Genomic DNA, 24,541 nt, shown 5'->3' with positions numbered 1-24,541 from the left:
AGACTTGGGGTGTTAACTCCCCTAGCCTCAACTTATTCTTCAGGATCTCCGACTAAAAATTCAGGGTTAATGTCCTCTAATTCTTCGTCAAGATCGTCTTCCCAATCATCATCATCGTCTTCTTCCCAGTCAGGATTGACTTCGACGACGACTTTCGTTTCACCGACCACTTCTGCTAAAAATTCTCTCTCTGCCTGGACCACGATTTTATTTCCGTTAGGAGAAATGGTGACTTCAAGACAATTCGGCTGCTGCAGCACTTTGGCAATGACTTCGTGTTCGTCATCTAAGTAATTTGTGTCTCTGTATCTGAGTTTAATCACATCGACATACTTTACTCTCTCGGTTACAACTTCCGTTTTTGTATTATCGGCGTAAGAGTACCAGACGTTTATATCATAATACCCTTCAATTTCTACAGTCTTCCCGATCTTTTCGGCATCGTACTTGTGGTTGATAATCCAGCCGCCCAATATACTTGACGGTTTTTCTCCAGGTGAGATCGTGTTGGTGCATTGGGTGAATTTTCTTCCTTTCGCAACTACCGCTTTCGTAATAATTTCCCTGTATTCAGACATTCCGGCAGGCCTCCTTGTTCTTCTTCGTGTTATCTTATGCTGGGCATTTGTCTCATGTGCATTTTTATAATAAAAATATAAAAATACAAAGTTTCTGTTTCATTGTATGCAGCCCTGCCCAGAAACTTTACTTTTAAGTATGATAAAACTTTCCAGTAAAATGGGACAAAACGGTGAGTCAATGAAAATTTAGTACATATTACAATTAGTTCTCAAACAGCAAAAAAACACGGGCCGATGAAGGCCCCGTGTTTAAATAGAACAGCTGTTATTCGAATGTTTTACTTTTGAACCGGTTTCTCCCGTCAGCAGGTTGCCTCCGGTAGATGTAATGATTTCGTTTGTCACCTGATTTGAGATCGTATGTGCGACAAGCTGAAGAAGGTCATTGACCTCAATCTGGGAATCTCTGAATTCCTGAATGATCGGAATCCCTTCAAGCTCTTCCTGCAGGGCGTCAATTTTACTTTCCACTTGTTTCAGCGCTTCAAGCTTTTCGTAGTGCTTCAGGTTAACGGCTTGCTTTTGCAGGGTTTTAATCTGATTAATAATCGCAGAGACTTTTTCATTTTCGTTAATCTGCGCCTCGGCGCGTTTGAAAAAATCAACTTCTTCTGTTTCAGAAATCATTTTCGCAAGGTTCCTAGCCTGCTGTACAATGTCTTTCTTTGAGTAAAGCGTCATTATTATTTCACCTCGATTGCTTCTCCTGCCATCACACCGTCAAGCGACCATGTTTTCGCCTGTTCGATTTTGACGCGTACAATCTTGCCGATGGCGTCTTTCGGCCCTTTGAAGTTGACGAGCTTGCTTTTTTCCGTATAGCCGGCAAGAATGTCAGGGTTATTTTTGCTTTCTCCCTCAACTAATACTTCGACAGTCCTGCCTTCATATTCCTTCATTTTTTTGGCTGAAATTTCTTTCACCAAATCATTGAGGCGCTGAAGACGTTCTTTCTTGACCCTCATCGGAACATTGTCTTTCATCTTCGCTGCCGGCGTGCCTTCACGAGGAGAGTAAATAAACGTATATGCGCTGTCAAATTCCACTTCGCGATATAACGAAAGCGTTTCTTCAAATTGTTCATCGGTTTCATTCGGAAAACCGACAATAATATCGGTCGTCAGTGAAGCGTTTGGCATCGCTGCTTTAATTTTTCCGACAAGCTCCAGATAGCGTTCTCTGTCATATTTGCGCGCCATCATTTTTAACATCGCTGAGCTTCCTGATTGAACCGGAAGATGGATATGGTCAAGAAGGTTGCCGCCTTTGGCGAGCACTTCGATCAGATGATCATCAAAGTCACGCGGATGACTCGTCGTGAATCGGATTCTCGGAATATCAATTTTACGCAGTTCGTCCATTAAATCACCGAGACCGTACGTCATATCCTCAAAATCTTTTCCGTACGCATTCACGTTTTGACCGAGCAGTGTGATTTCTTTATAACCTTCGCTTGCAAGTCTTCTGACTTCCTGGATAATTTCCTCAGGACGGCGGCTTCGTTCTTTTCCGCGGGTATACGGTACGATGCAGTATGTGCAGAACTTGTCACAGCCGTACATAATGTTGACCCAGCCTTTAATTTTTCCGTTGCGGACTTTCGGAAGGTTTTCAATGACATCCCCTTCCTTCGACCACACTTCAATGACCATCTCTTTTGATAAATATGCCTCTGATAACAGTTCCGGCAGACGGTGAATGTTGTGCGTGCCGAAAATCATATCGACAAACGGGTGCTTCTTAAGGATGCGGTTTACGACTGATTCTTCCTGTGACATGCAGCCGCAGACGCCGAGAATCAAGTCCGGGTTATTTTTTTTGAGCGCCTTTAAATGGCCGAGCTCGCCGAACACTTTGTTTTCAGCATTTTCCCGGATAGCGCAAGTGTTTAATAAAATAACGTTCGCGTCATCAACCGAATTTGTCGCTTCATAACCGAGCGCCATAAAAATACCCGCCATGACTTCCGTATCATGCTCGTTCATTTGGCATCCGTACGTGCGGATATAAAATTTCCTGCCTTCACCGAGGCCTTTAAATTCTTCTGAGATTTTAAAATCGTTATGATATTGAACGGATTCTTTGCCCCGTTTTTTCGCATTTTTTAAAGAAGGCGGAATATATACGGCTTCAAAATACTTGCTGTAATCCTTTTCGGATGTTTTGTCCGCCGGATTCACTTGTCCGCTTTCCTGCTTTTGCTTTTCATTCATGTTCGAATGTCTCCTTTCAACCGAAACTTCCACCCTCAAGTATACTGGTTAAAAGCGTTTGGCACAACCGCCAGCCTATTATTGTACACCTTATTGAGAATAAGAATCAATAAGAAATAAAAAAGAGGGAATCATTTCCCCCTTACACAAGCTGAAGCTCTTTTGCGGCTGAACGGATTACTTCCAGGGCCCGGTCAAGCTCCTCTTTTGTATGCTCCGCCGTAATAATGGTGCGGATTCTCGCTTTTCCTTGGGCGACCGTCGGATACACGATGCTTTGTGCAAACACGCCGCGGGTCAATAAAAGGTCTGATAATGCCTGGGCTTTTTCTTCCTCCCCTATTAATATCGGCACGATCGGTGTTTCGCTTTTTGTGAGGGTCAGCCCCATTTGAACCAGTCTGTCTTTGAAATACGCCGTGTTCTCCCATAGCTTTTCCATATGCTCAGGCTCTTCCAGCAGGACGTCAATGGCTTCTATGCATGCGGCCGTTACCGCAGGCGGATGAGAAGTGCTGAATAAGAAAGGACGCCCTTTATGGCGCAGGTAATCGATCAGAACCTGCGACCCTGCGGCATAACCGCCAAGCACTCCGATGGCTTTGCTTAATGTGCCCACCTGTATGTGGACTCTTCCGTCAAGCCCGAAGTGATTAACCGTTCCCCTTCCGTTTTTTCCGAGTACGCCGGAAGCATGCGCGTCGTCGACCATCACAAAGGCATCGTACGCCTCTGCAAGTTTGACGATGTCAGGCAAAGGAGCGATGTTGCCGTCCATTGAGAATACGCCGTCGGTGACGATCAGGCGCATGCGGTAATTCATTGATTTTTTCAGCACCCTTTCCAAATCGTCCATATCAACATGGCGGTACACCTTTTTATCTGCTTTCGTCAGCCTGATCCCGTCAATGATGGAAGCATGGTTCAGTTCGTCAGAGATCACGATATCCTCTTTTGTAAGAATGCTTGATAGGACACCCTGATTCGTTGTGAACCCCGATTGAAAAACAAGTGCCGCTTCTGTTTTTTTAAAGTTTGCCAATTTTTTCTCCAGCTCATTGTGCATTGTGAATGTTCCGGCGATTGTCCGGACGGACCCCGTACCCGCTCCGAATTCTTCCGCGGCGCGTTTGGCCGCTTCGACAAGCCTTGGATGCGACGTCAAACCGAGATAATTGTTCGATGAAAGCTGTATCACGTTTTCCCCTTTGACTTCTACCGACGGACCCTGCTTCGTTTCAATTTGTTTCATTTGCTGCCACGTTTTATTTTCTTTCATTTTATCAAGCTCGGCTTTTAGAAATTCAAATTCTTTCATTATAGAATCCTCCCCTTATGGAATCAAAATGACTTTGCCGCACTGGCCCTTTCTCATCAGGTCAAACCCTTTTTCAAAGTCTTCAAGCGGAAACTGATGCGTGATCACCGGCGTCAGATCAACAAGGCCGGATTCAAGCAGGTGCGATACCTGCCGCCATGTTTCAAACATTTTTCTGCCTGTGATGCCTTGGACGGTAAGTCCTTTAAACACCACGTCATTTGTCAGGTCAACCGTCACCGGACGTTCCGGCAGACTCAGCATGTGGAACCTTCCCCCGTTGGCCGCCATCTTTAATCCTTGTGTTATAGCTGCCGGGTGGCCTGACATTTCGCAGACAAGGTCGATCCCTTCTCCGCCTGTTAAAGTGTCGATCACCTCAAGCGGATCTTCCTTATCAGCTGAAATGGTGATCGTGGCTCCCAATTTCTTCGCAAGAGCCAGCCTGTAATCATTTTTATCAATGGCCGCAATACGGGATGCACCGGCCGCTTTAGCCACCGCCACCGCCATCAGCCCGATCGGTCCGCAGCCGATAATTGCAGCGGAACCGCCCGCAAGCTGGCTGCTTTCCAGCACTGTATGCACCGCGTTGCCAAGCGGCTCTTGAACAGAAGCGACGGCGGGGTCCATATCAGCGGGATTTTTCCAAACATTTCGAGCCGGCACTTTGACATATTCAGCGAAGGAACCGGCTGTATCTACGCCGAGGATCTTTGTATGGGTGCACACATGATGTTTTCCTGTTAAACAAGGGACACAAGTACCGCAGACGAAGTGGGTTTCAGCCGAAACGTAGTCACCTATTTTGACATTTGTGACGTGCTTGCCCGTTTCCGCTACGATACCGCTGAATTCATGTCCGAATACTTGAGGTGTTTTGATTCGTTTCTGCGCCCATTGATCCCAATTATAAATATGCACATCTGTACCGCATATAGATGCGGCCTGTACTTTAATGAGAACTTCATTCTCATTAATGGAAGGTATGGGAATTTCTTTCAGAGTTGCTCCGAAAGCGTTTTCATTTTTGACGATAGCTTTCATCTTTCCTCCCAACACGTACACTCCTCCTCGAAAAAACACTGTAATAACTGGATTGTAACATGATATAAAAAGGAGGTAAATACCAGTGTCCACTCCAAGAAAACAACTGCTTCCGTCCGGAAAAATGGGCGGGATTTTTTTTGAATATTATATGAATAAAGCCATTTATCATCTCTTCGTACTATCAATATAATATTGTGAGAAAATATGACAACAATAAAAACAACCCGCTCGCCTTACGCAAGCAGGTTGAGAATATCATGTTTTTGTTTTTAACGGGGTTCGACGATTAACTTAATCGCCGTTCTTTCTTCTCCGTCAATCTGTATATCTGTAAAAGCCGGAATACAAATCAAATCTACGCCGCTTGGCGCGACAAAGCCTCTGGCAATCGCAACCGCTTTAACAGCCTGATTTAAGGCACCCGCCCCAATTGCTTGAATTTCGGCGGCTCCGCGTTCCCTCAATACACCGGCAAGCGCGCCTGCTACTGAATTTGGACTTGATTTTGCTGAAACTTTTAAGATTTCCATTTCTGCTCCCCCTTAGTTTTACAATGGATAAGTGAGTGTTCATTAGAACAATCATTATTAGATGTTGCTATCCAAAAAGCCATCCCCACAATGCTTTTCAAAAATAGCGGGCTACCTTCCATTTTTACTATATTCACTAAGAAGTTGCTATATTCCTGCTTTTCCTTTTAATATTTTTATAAAATAAACACATGATCACCTATTCAAAGAACATATGGTCATCATTGATTAATATCCGTTCGATATTTACGGCCTTTTTCGTTTGATCGTCGATGTCAATGAGCACTCCGCTCAGCGTAGTTTTACCTTCCGCCACCGTAAACCGGACAGGAAGATTGGTTTTAAACCGCTTGATGACCGTTTCTCTGTCCATACCGAGAATTCCGTCGTACGGACCCGTCATGCCTACATCAGTAATATATGCCGTTCCTTTCGGCAAAATGCGGTTATCTGCCGTTTGCACGTGTGTATGGGTGCCTACCACGGCAGAGGCTCTTCCGTCTGTGTACCAGCCGATCGCAATTTTTTCGCTTGTCGCTTCGGCGTGAAAATCAATAAAAATGTACGGCGTGCGCTTTTTCGCTTCTTCTATTAATTCATCCGCTTTAGCAAACGGATCATCAAGCGGCGGAAGAAACGTCCGCCCCTGTAAGTTAATGACGGCAAGCTCTTTTCCGTTCGATTTAATATAGGTAATGCCTTTGCCCGGCGTACCTTCCGGGAAATTCGCCGGCCGGACAAGATGCGGCACATCATCAATAAAGTCGAAGATCTCTCTTTTATCCCACGTATGGTTTCCCATTGTAATGGCATCTGCTCCCGCTTCCATCAGGCTGTGGTAGATCTTTTCTGTCAGTCCTTTTCCGTGTGCTGCATTTTCTCCGTTAATAATTGTAAAATGCGGTTTATGTTTCGCTTTCAGTTTCGGGACATATTCTTTTACCATGTCGCGGCCCGGGGAACCGACAACATCTCCGATAAATAAAATTCTCATACATTCCATTCCTTCCTTTTCAGGGACTCAAAAAAATAAAGTGATGCGCTAAGCATCACTTTATTTTGCATACTCTACGGCTCGAGTTTCTCTGATTACGGTCACTTTAATGTGGCCCGGATAATCAAGCTCGTCCTCAATTCGTTTACGGATATCACGTGCCAAACGATGGGCTTCTAAATCATTAATGGAGTCCGGCTTCACCATGATGCGAACTTCACGGCCGGCCTGAATCGCAAATGATTTTTCAACACCTTCGTAAGACTCGGAGATTTCTTCAAGCTTTTCAAGTCTGCGGATATAGTTTTCGAGCGTTTCACTTCTCGCGCCCGGTCTTGCGGCTGACAGTGCATCAGCGGCAGCGACCAAAACGGCGATAATGGAAGTCGGCTCTTCGTCTCCGTGGTGTGACGCAATACTGTTAATGACGACTGGATGCTCTTTATATTTGGTCGCAAGCTCCACTCCGATTTCCACGTGGCTTCCTTCCACTTCATGGTCAATTGCTTTTCCGATGTCATGCAGAAGACCGGCCCGCTTGGCAAGCTTTGCATCTTCTCCAAGCTCGGAAGCCATTAAACCTGCTAAAAACGCAACTTCCATAGAATGTTTCAGTACGTTCTGCCCGTAGCTTGTACGGAATTTCAACCGGCCGAGGATCTTGATCAGATCCGGGTGGAGGCCGTGAACGCCGACTTCAAACGTCGTCTGCTCACCCATTTCCCGGATATAGTCATCTACCTCACGGCGGGATTTTTCAACCATTTCTTCAATGCGCGCCGGGTGAATACGGCCATCCTGAACGAGTTTATCAAGAGCGATTCTTGCCGTCTCCCGTCTGATCGGATCAAATCCGGAAAGAATGACTGCTTCAGGTGTGTCATCAATAATCAGGTCAATACCTGTAAGCGTTTCAAGCGTACGAATGTTACGCCCTTCACGGCCGATGATACGTCCTTTCATCTCATCATTCGGAAGATTGACGACCGATACCGTCGTTTCGGCAACATGATCTGCTGCACAGCGCTGCAAAGCAAGCGACAGAATGTTTTTCGCCTTTTTATCTGCCTCTTCTTTCGCACGGTTTTCGGTTTCTTTTGTCATGATGGCGATGTCATGTGAAAGCTCATTTTCAACCCGGTCAAGAATGATTTGTTTCGCTTCATCCCGTGTCAGGCTCGAAATGCGTTCGAGTTCTGACTGCTGCATACGAATCATCTCATCCACTTTGCTTTCCATCTCTTCAATATGTTGTTGTCGTTCATTCAGAGAATGATCTTTCTTCTCCAACATCGCTTCCCGTTTATCAATTCCTTCATGTTTACGGTCAAGATTTTCTTCTTTTTGAAGTAAACGGTTTTCTTGTTTTTGAAGCTCATTTCGTCTTTCACGAACTTCCTGTTCAGCATCTATTCGAAGTGTATGGATTTCGTCCTTTGCTTCAAGCAGAGCTTCTTTTTTCAGTGCTTCAGCATCACGCTTTGCATCTTCAAGGATTTGCTCGGCAGCACCGCGTGCGCCCGCAATCTTTGCTTCGGCAATGGTTTTACGAACATAGTAGCCAACAACTAAACCGAGCAGAGTCAGCAAAATGGAGATGAGAACCGTCATTGGGGTCATACTTTCACCTCCTCTTGCTATGAACTTGGTTTTTGCTTAAATAAGTGCCGGCATGTACATTGTGTGATTTTCTCAACATACAGAACCTTCACAGGGAATGAGTCTCTCATGCCCTTGTCAAGTTTAAATGGTTTAACAATCATGTTAAAAAAACAAATGTTACAACTTCATTGTAATTGTGTCGGAAATACTTGTCAAGCTTGCCAGCTTAACGATTCGCCTTCAGCTCGGATCTTCGCCCATGTATATATCATACCATACCTTAATCCGCTTTTCGTGAATGACGGCTCTGTCAGTCCGGCTGGTTAAGCAATTGGTAAATTCTATTGTTTACCTGTCCTAATTTGGCGTTATTCTGAATGTTTGACAGTAATATGACATATTTGCTTGCCGAATGGCTGAAGCTGTTCAAAATGTTGTAACCGGGCATAACACCGTGATTGGAATAGCTTCCCGGATCAATGTAAAACCCCATGCCGTAAGCGGCACTGCTTCCTGCTGTAAACATTTTTGTGAAGCTTTCTTTTGAAAGGAGCGTGCCGTTTACGATCGCTTTATCAAATTTATAGAGATCTTCAGCGCTCATATACATGTCGCCCGCCCCGTACAGCTGCGATAAGTCCAAAAGGTGCGGCGTTACAAGACTGCCGCTCTCATCGACTTTGTAGCCGACGGCAGGATATTTGGCTTTGGCAAATGTTTTGTAAAATCCGGCATGCTTCATTCCGGCCGGTTTGAACACGTGTTCTTTTATATATTGTTCATAAGACTCCCCGCTGACCTGAGATACGATATAAGCAAGCACTGAATAGTTGGAATCCCTGTAATCCCAAACCCCGGGCTGCCGTTTAATTCCGCGGTATTCTATATCCTTGATTAAATCAATTGGAGAAATCGGTCCCTGTCCCTCAATATGCCCGTTTATGCCGGACGTATGATTGAGCAGGTTTTTCAATGTAATGCGCGTGCCGTTAGGAAAATTCGGCAAGTATGTACTGACGGGGTCACTCGTCTGCAGCAGCCCTTTTTCTTCAAGCTGCAGGACAGCCGTCGCGATTAACGCTTTTTGTGAAGAACCGATATAATATGATGTCTCCGGATTGTTTTTAATTTTTTGTTTTCGGTCCGCATAGCCAAAGCCTTTTTTCAGCACAACTTTTCCATCTTTTACGATCATTGCTGTGCCGCTGAACCCGATCTGTTGCAAGTAATTGCTGATCTGTTTATTGTGATCGATTGATTTAGGTGTTTTCTCTTTTTGCGTCTTTTCTTTTTTCTGTTGAGTCTGGTCTTTTGAAGTATCAGATTGAGCGGCGGGAGCGTTTTTAACGGATTCCTTCTCCCGGTGATGCGCTGTGACGGTCCAGATCATAATAAAAACAGTGACAAGCAGCAGAAAAAGAAACAGCCCTCCCGTTTTCATCAGCTTCTTCTTTCTTTTTTTATTTATTCTTGTGCGGCGGGGGCTCGTCATCTTTTTTCCTCCTCAGATATAATTTCAACTTTCGCCATGATGTTAGACGAGTGAAGGGTGAAAAAAGTTGTAACATTCCAGATAAAATTTTCCGAAACAGCCAGTGTTTTTTTGAAACACACAAAAAAAGAGCGGAAATTGCTTATTCCGCTCTTTTGATCGTGTTTTTATTCTTCTAATTCCATCTCTTCCTGAACTTCTTCCGCTTTGTCCGTTACACCGTTATTGTCTAAACCGTAATATTCACGGATTTGTTCCTGAATCATCAGCATGATGTCTTTATTTTCTTTTAAGAACTGCTTGGCGTTTTCACGGCCCTGACCGAGACGTTCTTCTTCATAAGAATACCACGAACCGCTTTTTTGCACGATATCCAGTTCAGTTCCAAGGTCGATGATTTCCCCTTCTTTGGAGATTCCTTCACCGTACATAATGTCCACTTCAGCCGTACGGAACGGAGGAGCGACTTTGTTTTTTACGACTTTAATTCTCGTTTTATTCCCCATCACGTCGTTGCCCTGCTTTAATTGCTCGGCACGGCGCACTTCAAGGCGCACGGAAGAATAGAATTTCAGCGCGCGGCCGCCCGGTGTCGTCTCCGGATTTCCGAACATAACGCCGACTTTTTCACGAATCTGGTTAATAAAGATTGCGATTGTTTTAGATTTATTGATGGCGCCGGAAAGCTTTCGGAGCGCCTGAGACATGAGACGCGCCTGTAAACCGACGTGTGAATCACCCATGTCACCTTCAATTTCAGCTTTTGGAACAAGCGCCGCAACAGAGTCAACGACCACGATATCAACAGCTCCGCTTCGCACCAGCGCTTCAGCAATCTCTAGCGCCTGCTCTCCCGTATCCGGCTGAGAAAGCAGAAGCTCTTCGATATTGACACCGAGCTTTTGCGCGTAAACAGGATCAAGAGCATGCTCAGCATCAATAAATGCTGCCTGTCCGCCTTTTTCCTGAACCTCAGCGATTGCGTGAAGCGCTACAGTCGTTTTACCTGAGCTTTCAGGTCCGTATACTTCAATAATCCGTCCGCGCGGGTATCCGCCTATTCCGAGAGCGGTATCAAGTGCAAGGGAACCGCTTGGCACCGTTGAAATTCTTGTATCTGTTTTTTCTCCGAGCTTCATGATGGAACCTTTGCCGAATTGTTTTTCTATTTGCTTAAGAGCCATATCTAAGGCTGCCTGACGATCACTCATTTATTTTTTCCTCCTTTATCTTGCCACTACATATACTATACCTTGTTTACTGGCATTTGCCAAGAAAAAAGCGAACGCATATTCGGATTTTTTCCGCGTTCGCTTTTCTGCAAAAGAGCATAATTTCCCTTATAAAACTTAAAAATCAGAGAAAACGGCTCTTTAAAACTTTATTTTTGATCCAGCATTTTTAAAATGAGATGGCAGCCGTATTTAGCGGCGCGCTTTCTGATCCCGGTTCTTGAGCCGGCAAAGTTAAATTCGTGCACCTCTTCTTTTCCTTCCGCTGAAATGCCGATAAAGACGCGGCCCGGCGCATGCCCTTCCTGCGGGTCGGGACCCGCAACCCCGGTAAAGCTGATGCCGATATCGCTTCCGGTCAGCTTTCTCACACCGGCTGCAAGCTCTTTCGCACACTCTTTGCTGACCGCTCCGCTTTCTGCGAGCGTCTCAGCTTTCACGCCGAGCACATGCTGTTTCACGCTGTCGGAATAGCAGACAACGCCCCCTGCAAATAGTTGAGACGCACCGCTTAAATCAGTCACCCACTCTGAAAACAGGCCGCCTGTAAAGCTTTCGGCAGAAGAAATCGTAATTCCGTTTTGTCTGCATGCTTTTGAAAGCTCCTTCACCAGAGACGTATCATCATATCCGTAGAAAAATTCACCGACACGTTCTAAAATGGCGGCTTCCGTTTCTTTTAAAAGCCGTTCTGTTTCTTTTTCGTCGGCATGTTTCGCCGTTAAACGCAGCGTGACCTCTCCGTCAGCAGCGAGCGGGGCAATCGTCGGGTTCGTCTGCGCATCAATGATATCTTCTAAATCAGCTTCAAGCTGGGATTCACCGATTCCGAAAAACCGCAGCACGGTTGAAACGATTTTCTCATTAGAACCGAGCTTTTTAAGAAGCAGCGGCTTCGCTTCATTTTCAAACATCGGACGCAGCTCGCTCGGCGGCCCGGGAAGCAGCATATAAAGCCTTGAGCCGTGCTCTGCAAGCATTCCCGGCGCCATGCCGAAATGATTCGCCAAAACGTCTGAGCCCTCAATGACGAGCGCCTGTTTGCGGTTATTCGGCGACATGGTCCGTTTTGTTTTCGCGAAATATTCTTCGATCGACCGGAACGCTTCGTCATTCAGAACGAGCGGGCGCCCCAGTGTGTTTGCAATGGTTTCTTTCGTCAAATCGTCCTTGGTCGGTCCGAGGCCGCCTGAAAAAATAATCAGGTCTGAGCGCTCTTCGGCAATGCGGATGACTTGCTTAAGCCGCTCCGGATTGTCACCGACAGCGGTATGATAAAACACGTTTACACCGATTTCCGCCAGCTCTTTACTGATAAACTGCGCGTTCGTATTGGCGATCTGGCCGAGCAGAAGCTCCGAGCCGACTGCAATGATTTCTGCTTTTTTTGCTATTTCCATCTTTAAGTCCTTCTTTCTTAGTTAGATGTTTTTAACGCATCCCAGTTCTTCGCAAAATAATCCCAGCCGGAAATGACTGTGAAGAGCACGGCCACCCATAAAGCGATATCGCCGAACGGGAAAGAAACGAGCTCAAACGGAAGATTATGCAGCAAAAGCGCGGCAACAGCGATGATCTGAGCCCATGTTTTAATTTTCCCCAGCATATTGGCGGCTACAACTTCCCCCGTTCCCGCCAGCACAAGTCTTAATCCCGTTACGGCAAATTCGCGGCTGATGATGATGATGACCATCCACGCCGGCGCAAGGTCAAACTGCACAAGCGTAATTAATGCCGCGGACACCAGCAGTTTGTCAGCCAGCGGATCTAAAAATTTCCCGAAATTTGTCACGAGGTTCAGTTTTCTGGCGTAGTAGCCATCCACCCAGTCAGTCGTTGATGCGATAATGAACAAAACAGCTCCCGTAAGATGCGCGACCGGAATCGATTCATCCCCTATATGAACGCTGCCCCACTGAAAAGGAACAAGCATGATAATCATAAATACAGGAATTAAAGCGATTCTTGCCAGTGTGATTTTATTCGGTAAGTTAAACATAAAGCCCCTCCAATATATGTACTCGGACGTGAAGAAAAAGTCATCTTAATCGTTCAGATGACTTTTCCCCTTTTATTTTTTCATCTTGATTGTGATGGTCTGCGCCATCACATCATGCGGATTGAGTTCATAGGACAGAACCTCTCCGTTGATTTTAATTTTCAGGTTAGGGGCATAGCCCGTGCGGATTTCAATCTGCTTTTGATCCGTGACGTCTTTTTTAAAGGTTTCGCCTTTTTGCAGCGTTCCTTCTTTTAAAGAACCGCCGCTGTCATCACGGACGCGGATCCATGCGCTGTCAGAAGCAATCAGTTCAAGCTTATACTTATCTGCCCCGGAGACGTTGTATGAAGAAGCCGAGCCTTCCGTTCCGGCCGCTTTGATCTCCGTCTTTTCACTGCTTTTTTCTTTCTTCTGCTCTGACGCTTTTGTGTCCTTTTTGTCTTTTTTGCTGTCAGATTGCGCTTCGTCATTTGTATTGCCGTCGTTTTTCAGCGCAGAATCCTTAGGAATCTCATACTTGCTCTCACTTTGGGTGACGGCCTTATCTCCGTCTGTCTGCCCGGATTTGCTCATTCCGAGCTGAATAATCGCATAAATGATCGCGATGACGATAATGACACCGATGACGACAAGGACGGTCGGAAGCCATTCCGCCGCCTTTGAAGCGGACTTAGGAAGCTCCCTTTGCATGGCGAGACCGGAGATTTTTTCCGACACATCGTCATGGTACGTGTTAGGGATGTCTTTTTTATATTCTTCAAATAACTGATCTGAATCAAGCCCGACAGCTTCAGCGTATTGCTTGATAAACGCCCGCACATAAAAATTGCCGGGAATGACGTCATAATTGCCTTCTTCCAGAGCGGTTAAGTATCTTTTCTGAATTTTCGTCGCCGCCTGGAGTTCATCCAATGACATCCCTTTTTCCTCTCTGGCTTCTTTAAGCCGGATTGCTAATTCTGTCACAACAAACACCTTCCAATATTAAAAATCAAAGCTTGAAAAACCGGTCTGATCAAATATTTGCGGTTCTTCTGCATGTTCATATGTAATAACTTCGTCAGGATCATTTCTGAGTTCGATAATATAATCGAAATCATCGAGCGTATACTCCGAATTTTGAACAAAAATATCGGGGTGCTCCACGACCTTTGTCGCCGGAAGCCGCATAATTTCACTGACGAGCTGAAGATGGCGCTCAGATCCCCGTCTTGTCGAAACGATGCCGTCGAGGATAAACACGTTTTCCGTGCTGTATTCATCGGCAACCAGCTGGCTCCGGATCGTTTGTTTTAGCAGCGTTGATGATACGAAAAGCCATCTTTTGCTGGCACAAACGCTTGACGCAACGATGGACTCCGTTTTTCCGACCCTCGGCATTCCCCGGATTCCGATCAGTTTGTGTCCTTCTTTTTTAAACAGCTCGGCCATAAAGTCAACCAGAAGACCGAGCTCGTCCCTTTCAAAACGGAAGGTTTTTTTGTCATCGGCATCACGCTGAATGTATCTTCCGTGGCGGACTGCGAGACGGTCGCGAAGCCTCGGTTCTCTCAGCTTCGTTACTTTAATGGTCTCCATTGTTTTTAAAATTGATTCCAATCGTTTAATTTGATCTATATGCCGGCATCTGAGCAGCATTCCCCTTCTGGAAAGGTCGACACCGTTAATTGTGACAATATTAATTGACAGCATCCCGAGAAGAGATGAAATATCCCCGAGCAGGCCGGGGCGGTTCACTTGAATTTCATATTCAAAATACCATTCGAGCTTTGCCAAATGATATACCCCCTCCATTGTGGCAAATTTTTACCTTCCTTTATCATAAAACATTTTTCTCTAATTAGAAAGAAGAATGTTGCTCTATAGAGGAAAACATAAAAAAAGAGAGGAGAAATCCCCCCTCTTAATGAGTGCTGTTATTTTCAACAAGCTTCACCATCATATTTGCGATGGCGCGCTGTTCATCTTCAGAAGCAACGCTCCAAAGATCAGCAAGCACTTTTTCCTGATGGTTTTTCGAGTCGACTTCGTTCGCAAGGTAACCGCCGATTTCTGTAGCGAGGTCAGTGATCGTTTCATCACTCATCCCTTTTTCCTGCGCATAGTTCAATCTGTCGCCAAGGAAATTCTTCCAATTATCCCAGTTTTCTAATACTGACATGTTGGGTTCCTCCATTTCATCTGTTGTTACAAAATTATTTTGTCCGTACAGATGCAAACTATACACACATTTTTTTCAGCAGTGCCAGCCGCCGTTTACGGATAATATATGCCCCGTAATATAGGAAGCCTTGTCCGATAATAAAAAGGCCGCCGCTTCGGCGATTTCCTCCGGCTTTGCCAGCCGGCCCGCGGGAATTTCCTCTGCCAACGCTTCTTTTTCATCAGACGTGAACTGATCAAGCATATTTGTATCAACGGCACCCGGCGAGACTGCATTCACGCGGACGCCGCTCGGAGCAAGCTCTTTGGCAAGCGCTTTGACGAACGAATGCTGCGCTCCCTTGACCATGCTGTATAATACCTCGCACGATGCGCCTGTTTCTCCCCAGACGGAACCGATCGCGACGATGCCCCCGCTTTTTTTCCGGATCATGCCGGGCATCAGATTACGCGCCAAAAGAAACGGACTCGTTACATGCAGCTGCACCATCTCCCGCGCCGTGTCATCCGTAACGTCCGTAATCAGGCCGAAATGACTTTTGCCGCTGTTTAATATCAGAGCATCCACAGGCTGCTTAACGGAACGGCTGAGTGTCTCCGCGCCATCCGGTGAGGACAGATCCGCCTGAACAACGGAGGCTTTTACGCCGAATGATGCGCTCAGCCTTTCCGCAAGCCTGTGTGCGGCTTCCTTATTAGAATGATAATGCAAAAGGACGTCATACCCGTTTTTTGCGAGGACTTCACTTATACTTTGTCCGATTCCGCCGCTTGCTCCGGTTACGAGCGCTGTCTGTTTCATCAATCAATACTCCTTCTTTCCCCAGAAAAACATCCCTCAGGGCGTGAGGGATGTTTTTGTTATGATTTTGGCACGACTTTGCAGACTGTCAGCCTGTCTTCTGATAGTTCTTCTTTAATGACCCGCTTTACGTCATCCAGCGTAATCTGCTCCAGTACGGTTACGACATCAAACAGACTCATATCTAAAAAGGCGTAGCGTGTGAATTGGTTGGCGATATATTCAGGCGAATTGAGCGCTTTTAAGAATGACCCGATCTTCTTTTTTCTCGCAAGATCAAGTTTTTCCGCAGTCACGGCTGATTCTGCATCAAGCAGCATGTGTTTTAATTCGTCAGCGAGCTTATCCGGCTCCGGTGTATCTCCTCCGACAGAGGCAAAACCGAATCCGTATTCAGCCGTGTAATCAAAGCTGAAAGTTTCATCAATGTAGCCTTTGTCGTACAAGTCACCGTAATGCGGTGAGCTTTTTCCGAAGAGACATTCAAGCATGAGGTTCATGCTGAGCTCGTGCTTCAACAGCTCCTGCCCCGTTTTATAAGGGTCTTTCGCCTTTAAGCCGACAAGACATTTTGAGCCTTGCACGTTCATTTTTAATTCCTGCTCCCGGCGGAAAACCGCTTCCTGCTCCTGAACTTCTTCACGTTTGATTTCGGGCTGGTCTGTAAACGGCTTTTTCTCCTGGTTTTTCCGCACCTGGCTGATGACCGCTTCAGGATCTACGGGACCGACGATAAAGAGCAGCATATTGCTCGGGTGATAAAACGTTTCGTAGCACTCATACAGCAGATCTTTCGTAATATGTGAGATGCTCTCCACCGTTCCGGCAATGTCAATTTTCACGGGGTGGTCTTTATACATATTTTCGATAAGGCCGAAAAACAGCCGCCAATCCGGATTATCATCATACATATTGATTTCCTGGCCGATGATGCCTTTTTCTTTTTCAACTGATTTTTCCGTGAAATACGGGTCCTGAACAAAATCCACGAGTGTTTCCAGGTTTTTCTCCACATTAGAAGTGCTGGAGAACAGATAAGCGGTTCGTGTAAATGATGTAAAGGCATTTGCCGACGCCCCCTGCTTACTGAAGTCCTGAAACACGTCGCCGTCCGCTTTTTCAAACAGTTTATGCTCCAGAAAATGCGCGATTCCGTCAGGGACGTGTACCATTTCTTCCTTATTTAAAGGAACGAATTGATTGTCAATGGAACCGTACTTTGTCGTAAACACGGCGTATGTTTTATTAAAACCCTGTTTCGGCAGCACATAGACATCAAGGCCGTTTGCCATTTTTTCATGATACAGCGTTTCCTGAAGCTGTTCGAAGTTTATCGGTTTAGTCAAGATGCTCCCCCCGTCCCTTTTAAGAAATAAGTCGTATCCAGCTTAATGTTCTTTCCGACATTGATAATGTCCTCTTTTGTCACTTTCTCGATATTGTCAAGGAATCTTTCGATCGGTATCTCTACTTGGGCTGAGGCCTGCTGATACAGAAATTCCGCTAAACCGTATGCCGTATCAATGGTTTCTAATACTTGATTTTTAATAACGGCTTTCGTTTGGGCGATATCATCTTCTGAAAAGTCACCGTTTTGCATAGCCTGAAACTGTTCTTCAATGATGGTGACGGCCTGCTTGTAATTTTTCACCTCAATGCCCGACATGACCATCAAAAGCCCTTTGAAACTTTCCACCCTTGAGGCTGCATAATAGGCGAGGCTCGCTTTTTCACGGACATTTATAAACAGCTTTGAATGAGAGAACCCCCCGAACAGCCCGTTAAACACCTGCAATGCCGGATAATCCGGATCTGTATATGTCGTATTGGTCCGGAATCCGATATTCAGCTTGCCCTGCTTGACGTCCTCTTCATCAATGACTTCCTTCGGATCGGGCTGTTCATTCGCCGCGCTTCTTTCAAAAGGCTGCAGCTTCCGTTCTTCCGTTTTAAAATACGTATCAACGGCCGTTTCCACCTGATCTGTATCAACATCGCCGATGACGTACAGGTCCAGCTGATCTTCGCGTATGGCTTTTTGATAGGCTTCATACAAATCATGCGGTGTAATGTGTTCAACATCATCGAACTCACCGTTGACGTGAAGGGCATACGGTTCGCTTTTGCACATTTCCTGAACGAGACGCAGATTAGAATATCTCATCTTATCATCATATACGGCTTGAATCCGCTGTTTAAGCGTCCGTTTTTCCTGCGTGACATAAAGGGGCAGGAAGGCGCCGTTTTCCAAAGCGGGCGAAAAGACAAGCTCTGATAAAAGCTGAAGGCCTTTTTCCAATAACGGTGTGCGGTCCTTCAGATACTTTTCATTAGGAATCTCAAGTCTGAACGTAATGACATGACGTTCTCCCTTTTTTGTCAGATCAGCTGAAACGGATGTGCCGTACAGCTCATCAAAATAAGACCGCAGATCAGCGGTTTTCGGGCGGCTTTCTGTTCCGCGCAGAAGCACATGCGGAAACAGCGCCCTTTTTGTTACGAGCTCTTTCGTTAAAGGAGCCAGCATTTTAAACGTCAGCGAAACGGTTTTAAATTTCTCGGTCTTTACGATGTGGGCGGTGATCCCGCCGTGCTTTGACTTCATTTCATTTACGTAAGTCATGTGAAACCTCCTTCGTTCATTCTTTCATAGTATGTATTATGACCAAATTTCAGCATTCGCAAAAAAGAGTGCGCAGATGTAATTATATCAACTGGAGGATTTATAAGGAAACAAAAAACCTCTGCCCGAAAACAGGCAGAGTCATTGAACGTTATTTTTTCAAATTGAAAGGCCACCAGTTGGCTCTTCCGAATATTTTCACCATGACCGGTACAAAAAACGGAAGGACGACAATTGCGTACATGAGAAGGCCTGTTAATACCACGGTTGCAATCTGTAATAAGGAAAGAACGCCTGACGGCAGCATGGCCGCAAAGGTTCCCGCTAAAATAATGGCTGCAGAAATGATGACGGAACCCATATTTTTCATACTGCTGATCATTGCGGGTTCCGTTCCTTCTTTTTTAAGCTCATTAAAGCGGTCCATTAAAAAGATGGAATAATCCACGCCTAGAGCCATCAAAATGACAAAGCCGAAGAACGGCACGGCCCAGTTTACGCCCGGATACCCGAAGAAGTGTGTAAAGATGTATTCCGTCACGCCGATGGATGCGAAATACGTCAGTACGAGCGACGCCACTAAATAAACAGGCATAATGAGGGAGCGCAGCATCACGATGAGAATCAGAAAAATTCCCGCCAGCATAAACATGGCCGTCCGTTTGAAGTCTGAATCCGATACTTCTTTCAGATCGGCATTCATGCTGGAGACTCCCGAAACGCCGAAAGAGGCATTCTTCAGATCCGTGTTCGGAATGGCCCTTTTTACGCTCGCTTTGATCGCTTGAATATCTTGAATGGCCGTATTTGAGTAAGGATTGTTATCAAGAACGACGGTCAATTCTGTCGTTTTTCTGTCATCTGACATGTACGTATTAAACACGCTTGTGAAATCACTGTTTGTCAACGCGTCTTTCGGCACAAACCAGCCTGTCATTTCTTTGTCTGACGCCTTGTGAAGCTCACCCAGGTAATCATTCGCCCCCATCATGCCGCTTGATACTTTCTTAAGCCCTTTTACACTATCGTTAAGGCCTGAAGAAAGATCGCTGAGCCGGGAAGAAAAATCACCGAGACCGCTCTTCATTTTTTTCTGGCCCTCCGCGAGCTGTCCTGCCGCCGATTCAAGGCGCGGCATTTGTCCCGCGAGAGCCCCCTGTCCGTCTGACACTTGCTGCAGACCGTTTTCAATACTGGTCAGACCATTGATCATTGCGTTAATTTGAGTGTCAATCTTCTTCTGAGCGGCTGCCAGTCGGGCAAATTGTTTTTCCGCTTGCTGCAGATGAGCCTTTTGACTGTCGACCTGTTTAGAAAACGCTTTTGCATCCGCGTTTGCCTTGGAAACGGCTGACTGTACACCCGTAAAGGCCGATTTGATTTCTTGGTAAGAGGGATCGGTTTTGACTGACGGTATTGACGCTTCCAATTTTGCAAACGGCAGCCGGGCAAGCTGCTTGTTCAAATCGGCAAGCTGTCTGCTGGCTTCATCTTTCATCGGCAGGACGGTTTTTACCAATTTTAAAGCGTTTTGCGTTTCTGAAGCGAGACCGCTGTTTTGTTTGAGCTGTGAAGTCAGCATTTGTTTTTGCTCTTCAATCTGCTTTCTCATCTGGGCGACGCCGGCTTTATTCTCGTTCACGCCAGCCTGCAGTTTATTCAGGTTTTCTCCTATATCAGAAAGCCCGGATTTCAGAGACAATGTTCCGTCAATAAGCTGATTGACGCTTTTCCCCGACTCTTCGATCTGCGGCTGTGAATCAGCTAACGACTTTGCGGCATGCCCTAATCCGTCCGTGATTTTTTCAAGTCCTGTATTGCCTTTATCAAGCCCTTCTTGAAGCTGCTTTGCCTGATTTGTGACAAATAATTGATTCAATCCGTTTCCAGCAGGGCGCGTGGCGCTTCTGACCGTTTTTACACCCTCTGTTTTTTCAAGTTCTCTGCTGATTTTTTCGATATCAATCAGGTGTTTTTCGGTATTTAATGTCTCATCATTTTTGATGACGACTGTGGCCGGAAGAAGTTCTCCCGGGCCGAATGCGTCTGAAATCGTATGAAACGCGCGCACGGATTCATATTTATCCCCGATTTCGTCAAGACTGTTGTAAGACAGCGAACCTTTGTAAAGAAGGATAGGCGGGACGGTGAATACCGCAACGATTGCAAGACTGATGAGCGGCCTTTTAAATGAAAACCGCCCTGACGTTTCCCATGCTTTGCTTTGAGGATGCGAAATATCGCCCTTAACAGGCCAAAACAGGCTTTTTCCTAAAACAGCCATAAAAAACGGCACGATCGTCATGAGCGCAAGCAGCAGCACCGCGACACCGACCGCAACGGCCGCTGCCGACTGATACAGCTTAAATGTCGCAAATCCGATGCAGGCAAATCCGATCAGCACCGCACCGCCGCTGTACAAAACCGTCTTTCCGGCCGTTTTGTAGGTGACGACGATCGCTTCTTTTATGTCAGCGCCATGCGACAGTTCTTCTTTAAATCTGCTGAGAAGCAGAATGCAGTAGTCTGTGCCGATCCCGAACATAATCGCAACCATAAAAATCTGCGTAAAAGTTGAGAGCGAAAAATTCAGCTGATCGACTAAAAATGCGACAATCGACTGGCTGACTAAATAAGATATCAATACTGATAAAAGCGGCACGAACGGAGCGACCACTGACCGAAATACAAGGATCAGCACGATCAGGATAAAAGCGACCGTTATATATTCAGTCTTTTTCAAGCCGTCCTGTGAGCTTTTTAACACATCTTCGTCGATCAGCGATTGGCCTGTAATGCCGTATGATACGCCGTACGGTTTCAGCTCTTTATCAATTTTATTTTTTATTTCGATGATATCGTTTTTGGATGTATCAAGCTGCAGCTGAACGAGCATCGTTTGTCTGTCTTTTGACAGCAGCTGTTTTTTAATGTCGTCATTTTTCTCCCCGAAGTATGAAGTCACCGTTTTAATCTGAAGCGCTTTTTTATGTTCAGACAAAGTGCTGACGGCTTCTTCCAGACGATCTTTTTTGTCTGTCATTAAGCCTTTTTCGTGAAATACGATGACGGCAGAAGAAGACGGTGCATCGGAATCAGACATTTCATCAAGCAATTCATGGGCGTAAGAAGAGGAATATCCGTCCGGTACGGAAATCTGCCCTTTCTCCCGTGTCAATTCAGCCATATCAGGCGCTGTAAGCATAAATATCACCGTTGCGGCGACCCACACCGCGGCGATGATCCAGCGGGCTCGGATAATGTTTTTCATTATGTCTGCTGATCCTCCTCAGTCATCATCAATCGATATAATTTTTCATATGTATTCACGAACATCTCCGCCTCGTCTTCATCAAAATACATAATATATGATCGGACGAGTTCCTCAATCCGCCGCTCCACACGGTGAAATACTTCCGTCCCCTTTTCCGTGACATTTAAAAGTATGCTCCGGCGGTCGCTTTGGCTGCGTTCTCTATTGATGTAGCCTTTTTCATACAGGCGGTTCGTCATAGATGTAATGGCGCTTTTATTGACGTGGCACACCGCGGCCAGTTCAATTGATTTGCAATCGGGATTGAGCATAATATAGCGGAGGATGTAATATTGATCCAATGTCAGTTCTTTGTTCACTTTTTCAGCGATAATGCTGTCAATTTTTTTTAAGACGTGCAGGTATACATCGGAATAACGCTGAATCAGCTGCTTTACTTTTTCTTCATGCACCTTTTCCCCCTCCTTCCGATAGTTAATATGTTTAACTATTAAAAAGGATAACGACTTGACGGTATCATGTCAATCTTCAAAATAAAATAAAGAAAGACAGTGCAGATTACACCGTCTTTAATGATTCCTTTTTTTCTTTTGCTTGTGATGAGATATTTAACAGCGCTAAAAATACAGACACAATGCCGCAAAAAGCGGATAAAATAAAAATCAGCCAGCCTGCATTTGACATCAGGGCAGCAAAGATCGGCGGTCCCGCCGCTACTCCGATAAACCGCATGCTGTTATAAAATGAGGTAATGGTTCCCGATTCCTCGTTGTCTACGCCTTCTGTGATGACAGCGTCTAAAGCCGGCAATGCCATTCCGATACCGATACCGCTGACACACAAAAAGATAAATAATAAATAAAAACTGTGATTCCACCATAGGCCGATAAACGACAGTGTCACGGCACTCATTCCGAAAACGATGCAAAACTTCATTTTGCCTTGGTCTTTTCCGATTTTCCTGCCTGCTATATATGAACTGACGGATAGAAATAAAAGCGGGATTGCCAAAAGCGCTCCTTTAGCCACACCGTCAATGCCGTATTTCTTCTCCAGTGAGTCTGATAAATAAAAAAGAACCCCGAACAGCAAAAACATAATCACGCAGCCGATGATAAAAACCGTAAAGAGCCAGCGTCCGTCACGCTTAAATATGCGGCCGACATTTTTCACAAATTCGGAAATAGAAGGCGCTTCTTTTTGTTCCTCCGGCTTTGCCACCAAAAACAATACGAGAAAAAAACTGATGAGCGAAAAAAACGGAATGAACCAAAATGGCATAAACCAAAACCATGCAGCCAAGAGCGAACCGAGAATCGGGCTTATTACTTTCCCGGCAGTGTTAGACGTCTCAATATCGCCGAGCCCCGCGGTAATCCGCTCATCATCCCCTTTGAATAAATCACCGATAAACGGCATCACTACAGGAGCCGCCCCTGCCGAACCGATTCCCTGCAGCACCCGCCCCGCCAAGATAATGGGATAAGGATGCTTGAACGCGGTGGAAGCTATCGCGGCAAGCGCTCCGCCCGCACCGGCTATGAGAAGACAAGGCAGAAGAATCTTTTTTCTTCCGAATTTATCGGACAGATATCCGGCAATCGGAATACAAATAATCGCCACAATCGAATAGACCGTTATAATTAACGATACTTGAAAAGACGATATGGACAGCTTCTTTTCAATCATCGGAAGCACAGGAATCAGCATGGAATTCCCGAGTGTCATCACGAGCGGTACAGAAGCCAGAGCAATGATATTTTTCGTTCCATTTTTCTTCTTACTCAACTTATTCACCCATTCACTATACTTGGTTGTTTCCTGTTTTATTGTGCCTTGCAGAAAACAAAGTATGTACTGAAACGGCAAATAAAAAAACAGACACATGACGCGTCTGTCTTAAAAACGTTTTCTTACAACATGAAAACTGAACTTATCAGCCCGGAAATAATTTAATGAATACAGCACAGGTTCATCATTCTGATTATAGTGGGTTTGCTTCAGCAATAAAAGCGCCGTCTCCGGCTCGCATTCCAAAACCGGTGAAATCGTATCGTGATATCCGATCGGTTCGATATCAGCAACGGCATAGCTGATCACAGACCCGGAGTTTTTTTCCAAAAGATCAAAAATAGATTCCTGTTCATGACAGAAAGAATTCGGCAGAATGTGCATCGGAATCGTATCTAAACAGTAAACGACCGGAGTGCCGCTTGCCGTTCTCACGCGTTCCAAATAAAAAAGCTCCTGCTCAGGCTCAAGCCGGAATCTAGCGATATCTTCATCAGACGGCGTGATGACCTGAGACGACAAAAAAATCGTACCCGGCACCATGTTCGCCTGCTGAATCGTTTTCGTCACGCTGTTGAGCTGTTCAATACCTGAAAGAAACAGCGGTTTTGTATGGACGAAAGTGCCCACACCGTGCCTTCTGATAATCACATGCTCCTCTTCAAGGATACGCAAAGCTTCACGCAGAGTTGCCCGGCTGACACCCATTGATTTTGAAAGCTCAAATTCAGAAGGAAGCTTTTCCTTTTCGGTGTAAATTCCGTTTTGTATATCCTCTTTGATTCGCTCAATCACTTTTAGATACAAGTGACGATTGTCAGCTTTTGTAGACATGTTTCCCCTCCGTAAACCACTTTCATAAATTATTGAACAA

22 protein-coding genes are annotated in these 24,541 nt (G+C 45.5%); all 22 read right to left on the bottom strand.

From position 1 onward, the window contains the following. Positions 1 to 32 precede the first annotated feature (32 nt). Complete coding sequence (cotE, locus tag BR62_RS0116300; RefSeq protein ID WP_003154111.1) at positions 33 to 578, bottom strand: outer spore coat protein CotE; 546 nt, start codon at positions 576 to 578, stop codon at positions 33 to 35. 252 nt (positions 579 to 830) lie between these two features. Next, on the bottom strand, positions 831 to 1,262 hold the full coding sequence (locus BR62_RS0116295) for a regulatory iron-sulfur-containing complex subunit RicA (protein ID WP_003154113.1): 432 nt from the start codon (positions 1,260 to 1,262) through the stop codon (positions 831 to 833). Positions 1,263 to 1,264: 2 nt separating this feature from the next. Then, positions 1,265 to 2,794 carry a tRNA (N6-isopentenyl adenosine(37)-C2)-methylthiotransferase MiaB gene (gene miaB, locus BR62_RS0116290; RefSeq protein ID WP_007409828.1) on the bottom strand — a complete coding sequence of 510 codons (1,530 nt, stop codon included), beginning with the start codon at positions 2,792 to 2,794 and terminating at the stop codon, positions 1,265 to 1,267. A gap of 142 nt (positions 2,795 to 2,936) precedes the next feature. Further along, entirely contained in the window at positions 2,937 to 4,115 is a 1,179-nt protein-coding gene (locus tag BR62_RS0116285) for a glycine C-acetyltransferase (protein WP_113629803.1), read from the bottom strand. Positions 4,116 to 4,127: 12 nt separating this feature from the next. Further along, a complete protein-coding gene (gene tdh / locus BR62_RS0116280) occupies positions 4,128 to 5,174 on the bottom strand; it encodes an L-threonine 3-dehydrogenase (RefSeq protein WP_032871509.1) in 1,047 nt (348 codons plus the stop codon). Between the two features lie 257 nt (positions 5,175 to 5,431). Then, positions 5,432 to 5,692 carry a stage V sporulation protein SpoVS gene (gene spoVS / locus BR62_RS0116275; protein ID WP_003154135.1) on the bottom strand — a complete coding sequence of 87 codons (261 nt, stop codon included), beginning with the start codon at positions 5,690 to 5,692 and terminating at the stop codon, positions 5,432 to 5,434. A 199-nt stretch (positions 5,693 to 5,891) separates the two neighbouring features. After that, positions 5,892 to 6,686 carry a TIGR00282 family metallophosphoesterase gene (locus BR62_RS0116270; protein ID WP_003154137.1) on the bottom strand — a complete coding sequence of 265 codons (795 nt, stop codon included), beginning with the start codon at positions 6,684 to 6,686 and terminating at the stop codon, positions 5,892 to 5,894. A gap of 60 nt (positions 6,687 to 6,746) precedes the next feature. Next, the gene (gene rny / locus BR62_RS0116265; RefSeq protein ID WP_003154140.1) at positions 6,747 to 8,306 is read right to left on the bottom strand and encodes a ribonuclease Y; all 1,560 of its coding nucleotides are present in this window, start codon (positions 8,304 to 8,306) and stop codon (positions 6,747 to 6,749) included. A 292-nt stretch (positions 8,307 to 8,598) separates the two neighbouring features. Next, positions 8,599 to 9,780 carry a serine hydrolase domain-containing protein gene (locus BR62_RS0116260; protein ID WP_007409824.1) on the bottom strand — a complete coding sequence of 394 codons (1,182 nt, stop codon included), beginning with the start codon at positions 9,778 to 9,780 and terminating at the stop codon, positions 8,599 to 8,601. 167 nt (positions 9,781 to 9,947) lie between these two features. Further along, on the bottom strand, positions 9,948 to 10,991 hold the full coding sequence (gene recA, locus BR62_RS0116255) for a recombinase RecA (RefSeq protein WP_003154145.1): 1,044 nt from the start codon (positions 10,989 to 10,991) through the stop codon (positions 9,948 to 9,950). 170 nt (positions 10,992 to 11,161) lie between these two features. Further along, entirely contained in the window at positions 11,162 to 12,412 is a 1,251-nt protein-coding gene (locus BR62_RS0116250; protein ID WP_007409822.1) for a competence/damage-inducible protein A, read from the bottom strand. Between the two features lie 17 nt (positions 12,413 to 12,429). Further along, positions 12,430 to 13,011 (bottom strand): CDP-diacylglycerol--glycerol-3-phosphate 3-phosphatidyltransferase, encoded by a 582-nt coding sequence (gene pgsA, locus BR62_RS0116245; protein ID WP_007409821.1) that lies wholly within the window; start codon positions 13,009 to 13,011, stop codon positions 12,430 to 12,432. A gap of 72 nt (positions 13,012 to 13,083) precedes the next feature. Then, positions 13,084 to 13,980, bottom strand: coding sequence for a helix-turn-helix domain-containing protein (locus BR62_RS0116240; RefSeq protein ID WP_007409820.1), 897 nt, complete (start codon positions 13,978 to 13,980; stop codon positions 13,084 to 13,086). An 18-nt stretch (positions 13,981 to 13,998) separates the two neighbouring features. Beyond that, the gene (locus BR62_RS0116235) at positions 13,999 to 14,790 is read right to left on the bottom strand and encodes a DUF3388 domain-containing protein (protein WP_007409819.1); all 792 of its coding nucleotides are present in this window, start codon (positions 14,788 to 14,790) and stop codon (positions 13,999 to 14,001) included. Positions 14,791 to 14,917: 127 nt separating this feature from the next. Beyond that, on the bottom strand, positions 14,918 to 15,175 hold the full coding sequence (locus tag BR62_RS0116230; RefSeq protein ID WP_003154150.1) for a DUF3243 domain-containing protein: 258 nt from the start codon (positions 15,173 to 15,175) through the stop codon (positions 14,918 to 14,920). 75 nt (positions 15,176 to 15,250) lie between these two features. Further along, a complete protein-coding gene (gene ymfI / locus BR62_RS0116225; protein WP_007409818.1) occupies positions 15,251 to 15,979 on the bottom strand; it encodes an elongation factor P 5-aminopentanone reductase in 729 nt (242 codons plus the stop codon). Positions 15,980 to 16,038: 59 nt separating this feature from the next. After that, complete coding sequence (yfmH, locus tag BR62_RS0116220) at positions 16,039 to 17,325, bottom strand: EF-P 5-aminopentanol modification-associated protein YfmH (RefSeq protein WP_007409817.1); 1,287 nt, start codon at positions 17,323 to 17,325, stop codon at positions 16,039 to 16,041. Continuing rightward, positions 17,322 to 18,602: an EF-P 5-aminopentanol modification-associated protein YfmF gene (yfmF, locus tag BR62_RS0116215; RefSeq protein ID WP_007409816.1), complete on the bottom strand. Its 1,281-nt coding sequence runs from the start codon at positions 18,600 to 18,602 to the stop codon at positions 17,322 to 17,324. Before yfmF ends, yfmH begins: the two co-directional genes overlap by 4 nt. A 151-nt stretch (positions 18,603 to 18,753) precedes the next feature. Beyond that, positions 18,754 to 21,873, bottom strand: coding sequence for an MMPL family transporter (locus BR62_RS0116210; protein WP_032871506.1), 3,120 nt, complete (start codon positions 21,871 to 21,873; stop codon positions 18,754 to 18,756). Further along, positions 21,873 to 22,328, bottom strand: a complete 456-nt coding sequence (locus tag BR62_RS0116205) for a MarR family winged helix-turn-helix transcriptional regulator (protein ID WP_003154157.1) — start codon at positions 22,326 to 22,328, stop codon at positions 21,873 to 21,875. The genes BR62_RS0116210 and BR62_RS0116205 overlap by 1 nt, the downstream gene beginning before the upstream one ends. A gap of 106 nt (positions 22,329 to 22,434) precedes the next feature. Next, entirely contained in the window at positions 22,435 to 23,664 is a 1,230-nt protein-coding gene (locus BR62_RS0116200; protein ID WP_032871502.1) for a bacillibactin exporter BcbE, read from the bottom strand. A 111-nt stretch (positions 23,665 to 23,775) separates the two neighbouring features. Then, positions 23,776 to 24,501 carry a GntR family transcriptional regulator gene (locus BR62_RS0116195; RefSeq protein WP_007409813.1) on the bottom strand — a complete coding sequence of 242 codons (726 nt, stop codon included), beginning with the start codon at positions 24,499 to 24,501 and terminating at the stop codon, positions 23,776 to 23,778. Positions 24,502 to 24,541 lie beyond the last annotated feature (40 nt).

It is taken from the genome of Bacillus sp. UNC69MF (assembly GCF_000746035.1).
GTDB classification, from domain to species: domain Bacteria; phylum Bacillota; class Bacilli; order Bacillales; family Bacillaceae; genus Bacillus; species Bacillus velezensis.
The sequence above is the reverse complement of the archived record's forward strand: the minus strand, read 5'-3'. Positions and strand labels throughout refer to the sequence as shown.

Coding starts and splice junctions, on each gene's coding strand:
- spoVS (WP_003154135.1), bottom strand. CDS start 5,692: ATGGAAATCTTAAAAGTTTCAGCAAAATCAAGTCCAAATTCAGTAGCA.
- miaB (WP_007409828.1), bottom strand. CDS start 2,794: ATGAATGAAAAGCAAAAGCAGGAAAGCGGACAAGTGAATCCGGCGGAC.
- cotE (WP_003154111.1), bottom strand. CDS start 578: ATGTCTGAATACAGGGAAATTATTACGAAAGCGGTAGTTGCGAAAGGA.
- yfmF (WP_007409816.1), bottom strand. CDS start 18,602: ATGACTTACGTAAATGAAATGAAGTCAAAGCACGGCGGGATCACCGCC.
- ymfI (WP_007409818.1), bottom strand. CDS start 15,979: ATGAAACAGACAGCGCTCGTAACCGGAGCAAGCGGCGGAATCGGACAA.
- BR62_RS0116295 (WP_003154113.1), bottom strand. CDS start 1,262: ATGACGCTTTACTCAAAGAAAGACATTGTACAGCAGGCTAGGAACCTT.
- BR62_RS0116270 (WP_003154137.1), bottom strand. CDS start 6,686: ATGAGAATTTTATTTATCGGAGATGTTGTCGGTTCCCCGGGCCGCGAC.
- pgsA (WP_007409821.1), bottom strand. CDS start 13,011: ATGTTTAACTTACCGAATAAAATCACACTGGCAAGAATCGCTTTAATT.
- BR62_RS0116210 (WP_032871506.1), bottom strand. CDS start 21,873: ATGAAAAACATTATCCGAGCCCGCTGGATCATCGCCGCGGTGTGGGTC.
- recA (WP_003154145.1), bottom strand. CDS start 10,991: ATGAGTGATCGTCAGGCAGCCTTAGATATGGCTCTTAAGCAAATAGAA.
- BR62_RS0116230 (WP_003154150.1), bottom strand. CDS start 15,175: ATGTCAGTATTAGAAAACTGGGATAATTGGAAGAATTTCCTTGGCGAC.
- rny (WP_003154140.1), bottom strand. CDS start 8,306: ATGACCCCAATGACGGTTCTCATCTCCATTTTGCTGACTCTGCTCGGT.
- BR62_RS0116250 (WP_007409822.1), bottom strand. CDS start 12,412: ATGGAAATAGCAAAAAAAGCAGAAATCATTGCAGTCGGCTCGGAGCTT.
- BR62_RS0116260 (WP_007409824.1), bottom strand. CDS start 9,780: ATGACGAGCCCCCGCCGCACAAGAATAAATAAAAAAAGAAAGAAGAAG.
- BR62_RS0116195 (WP_007409813.1), bottom strand. CDS start 24,501: ATGTCTACAAAAGCTGACAATCGTCACTTGTATCTAAAAGTGATTGAG.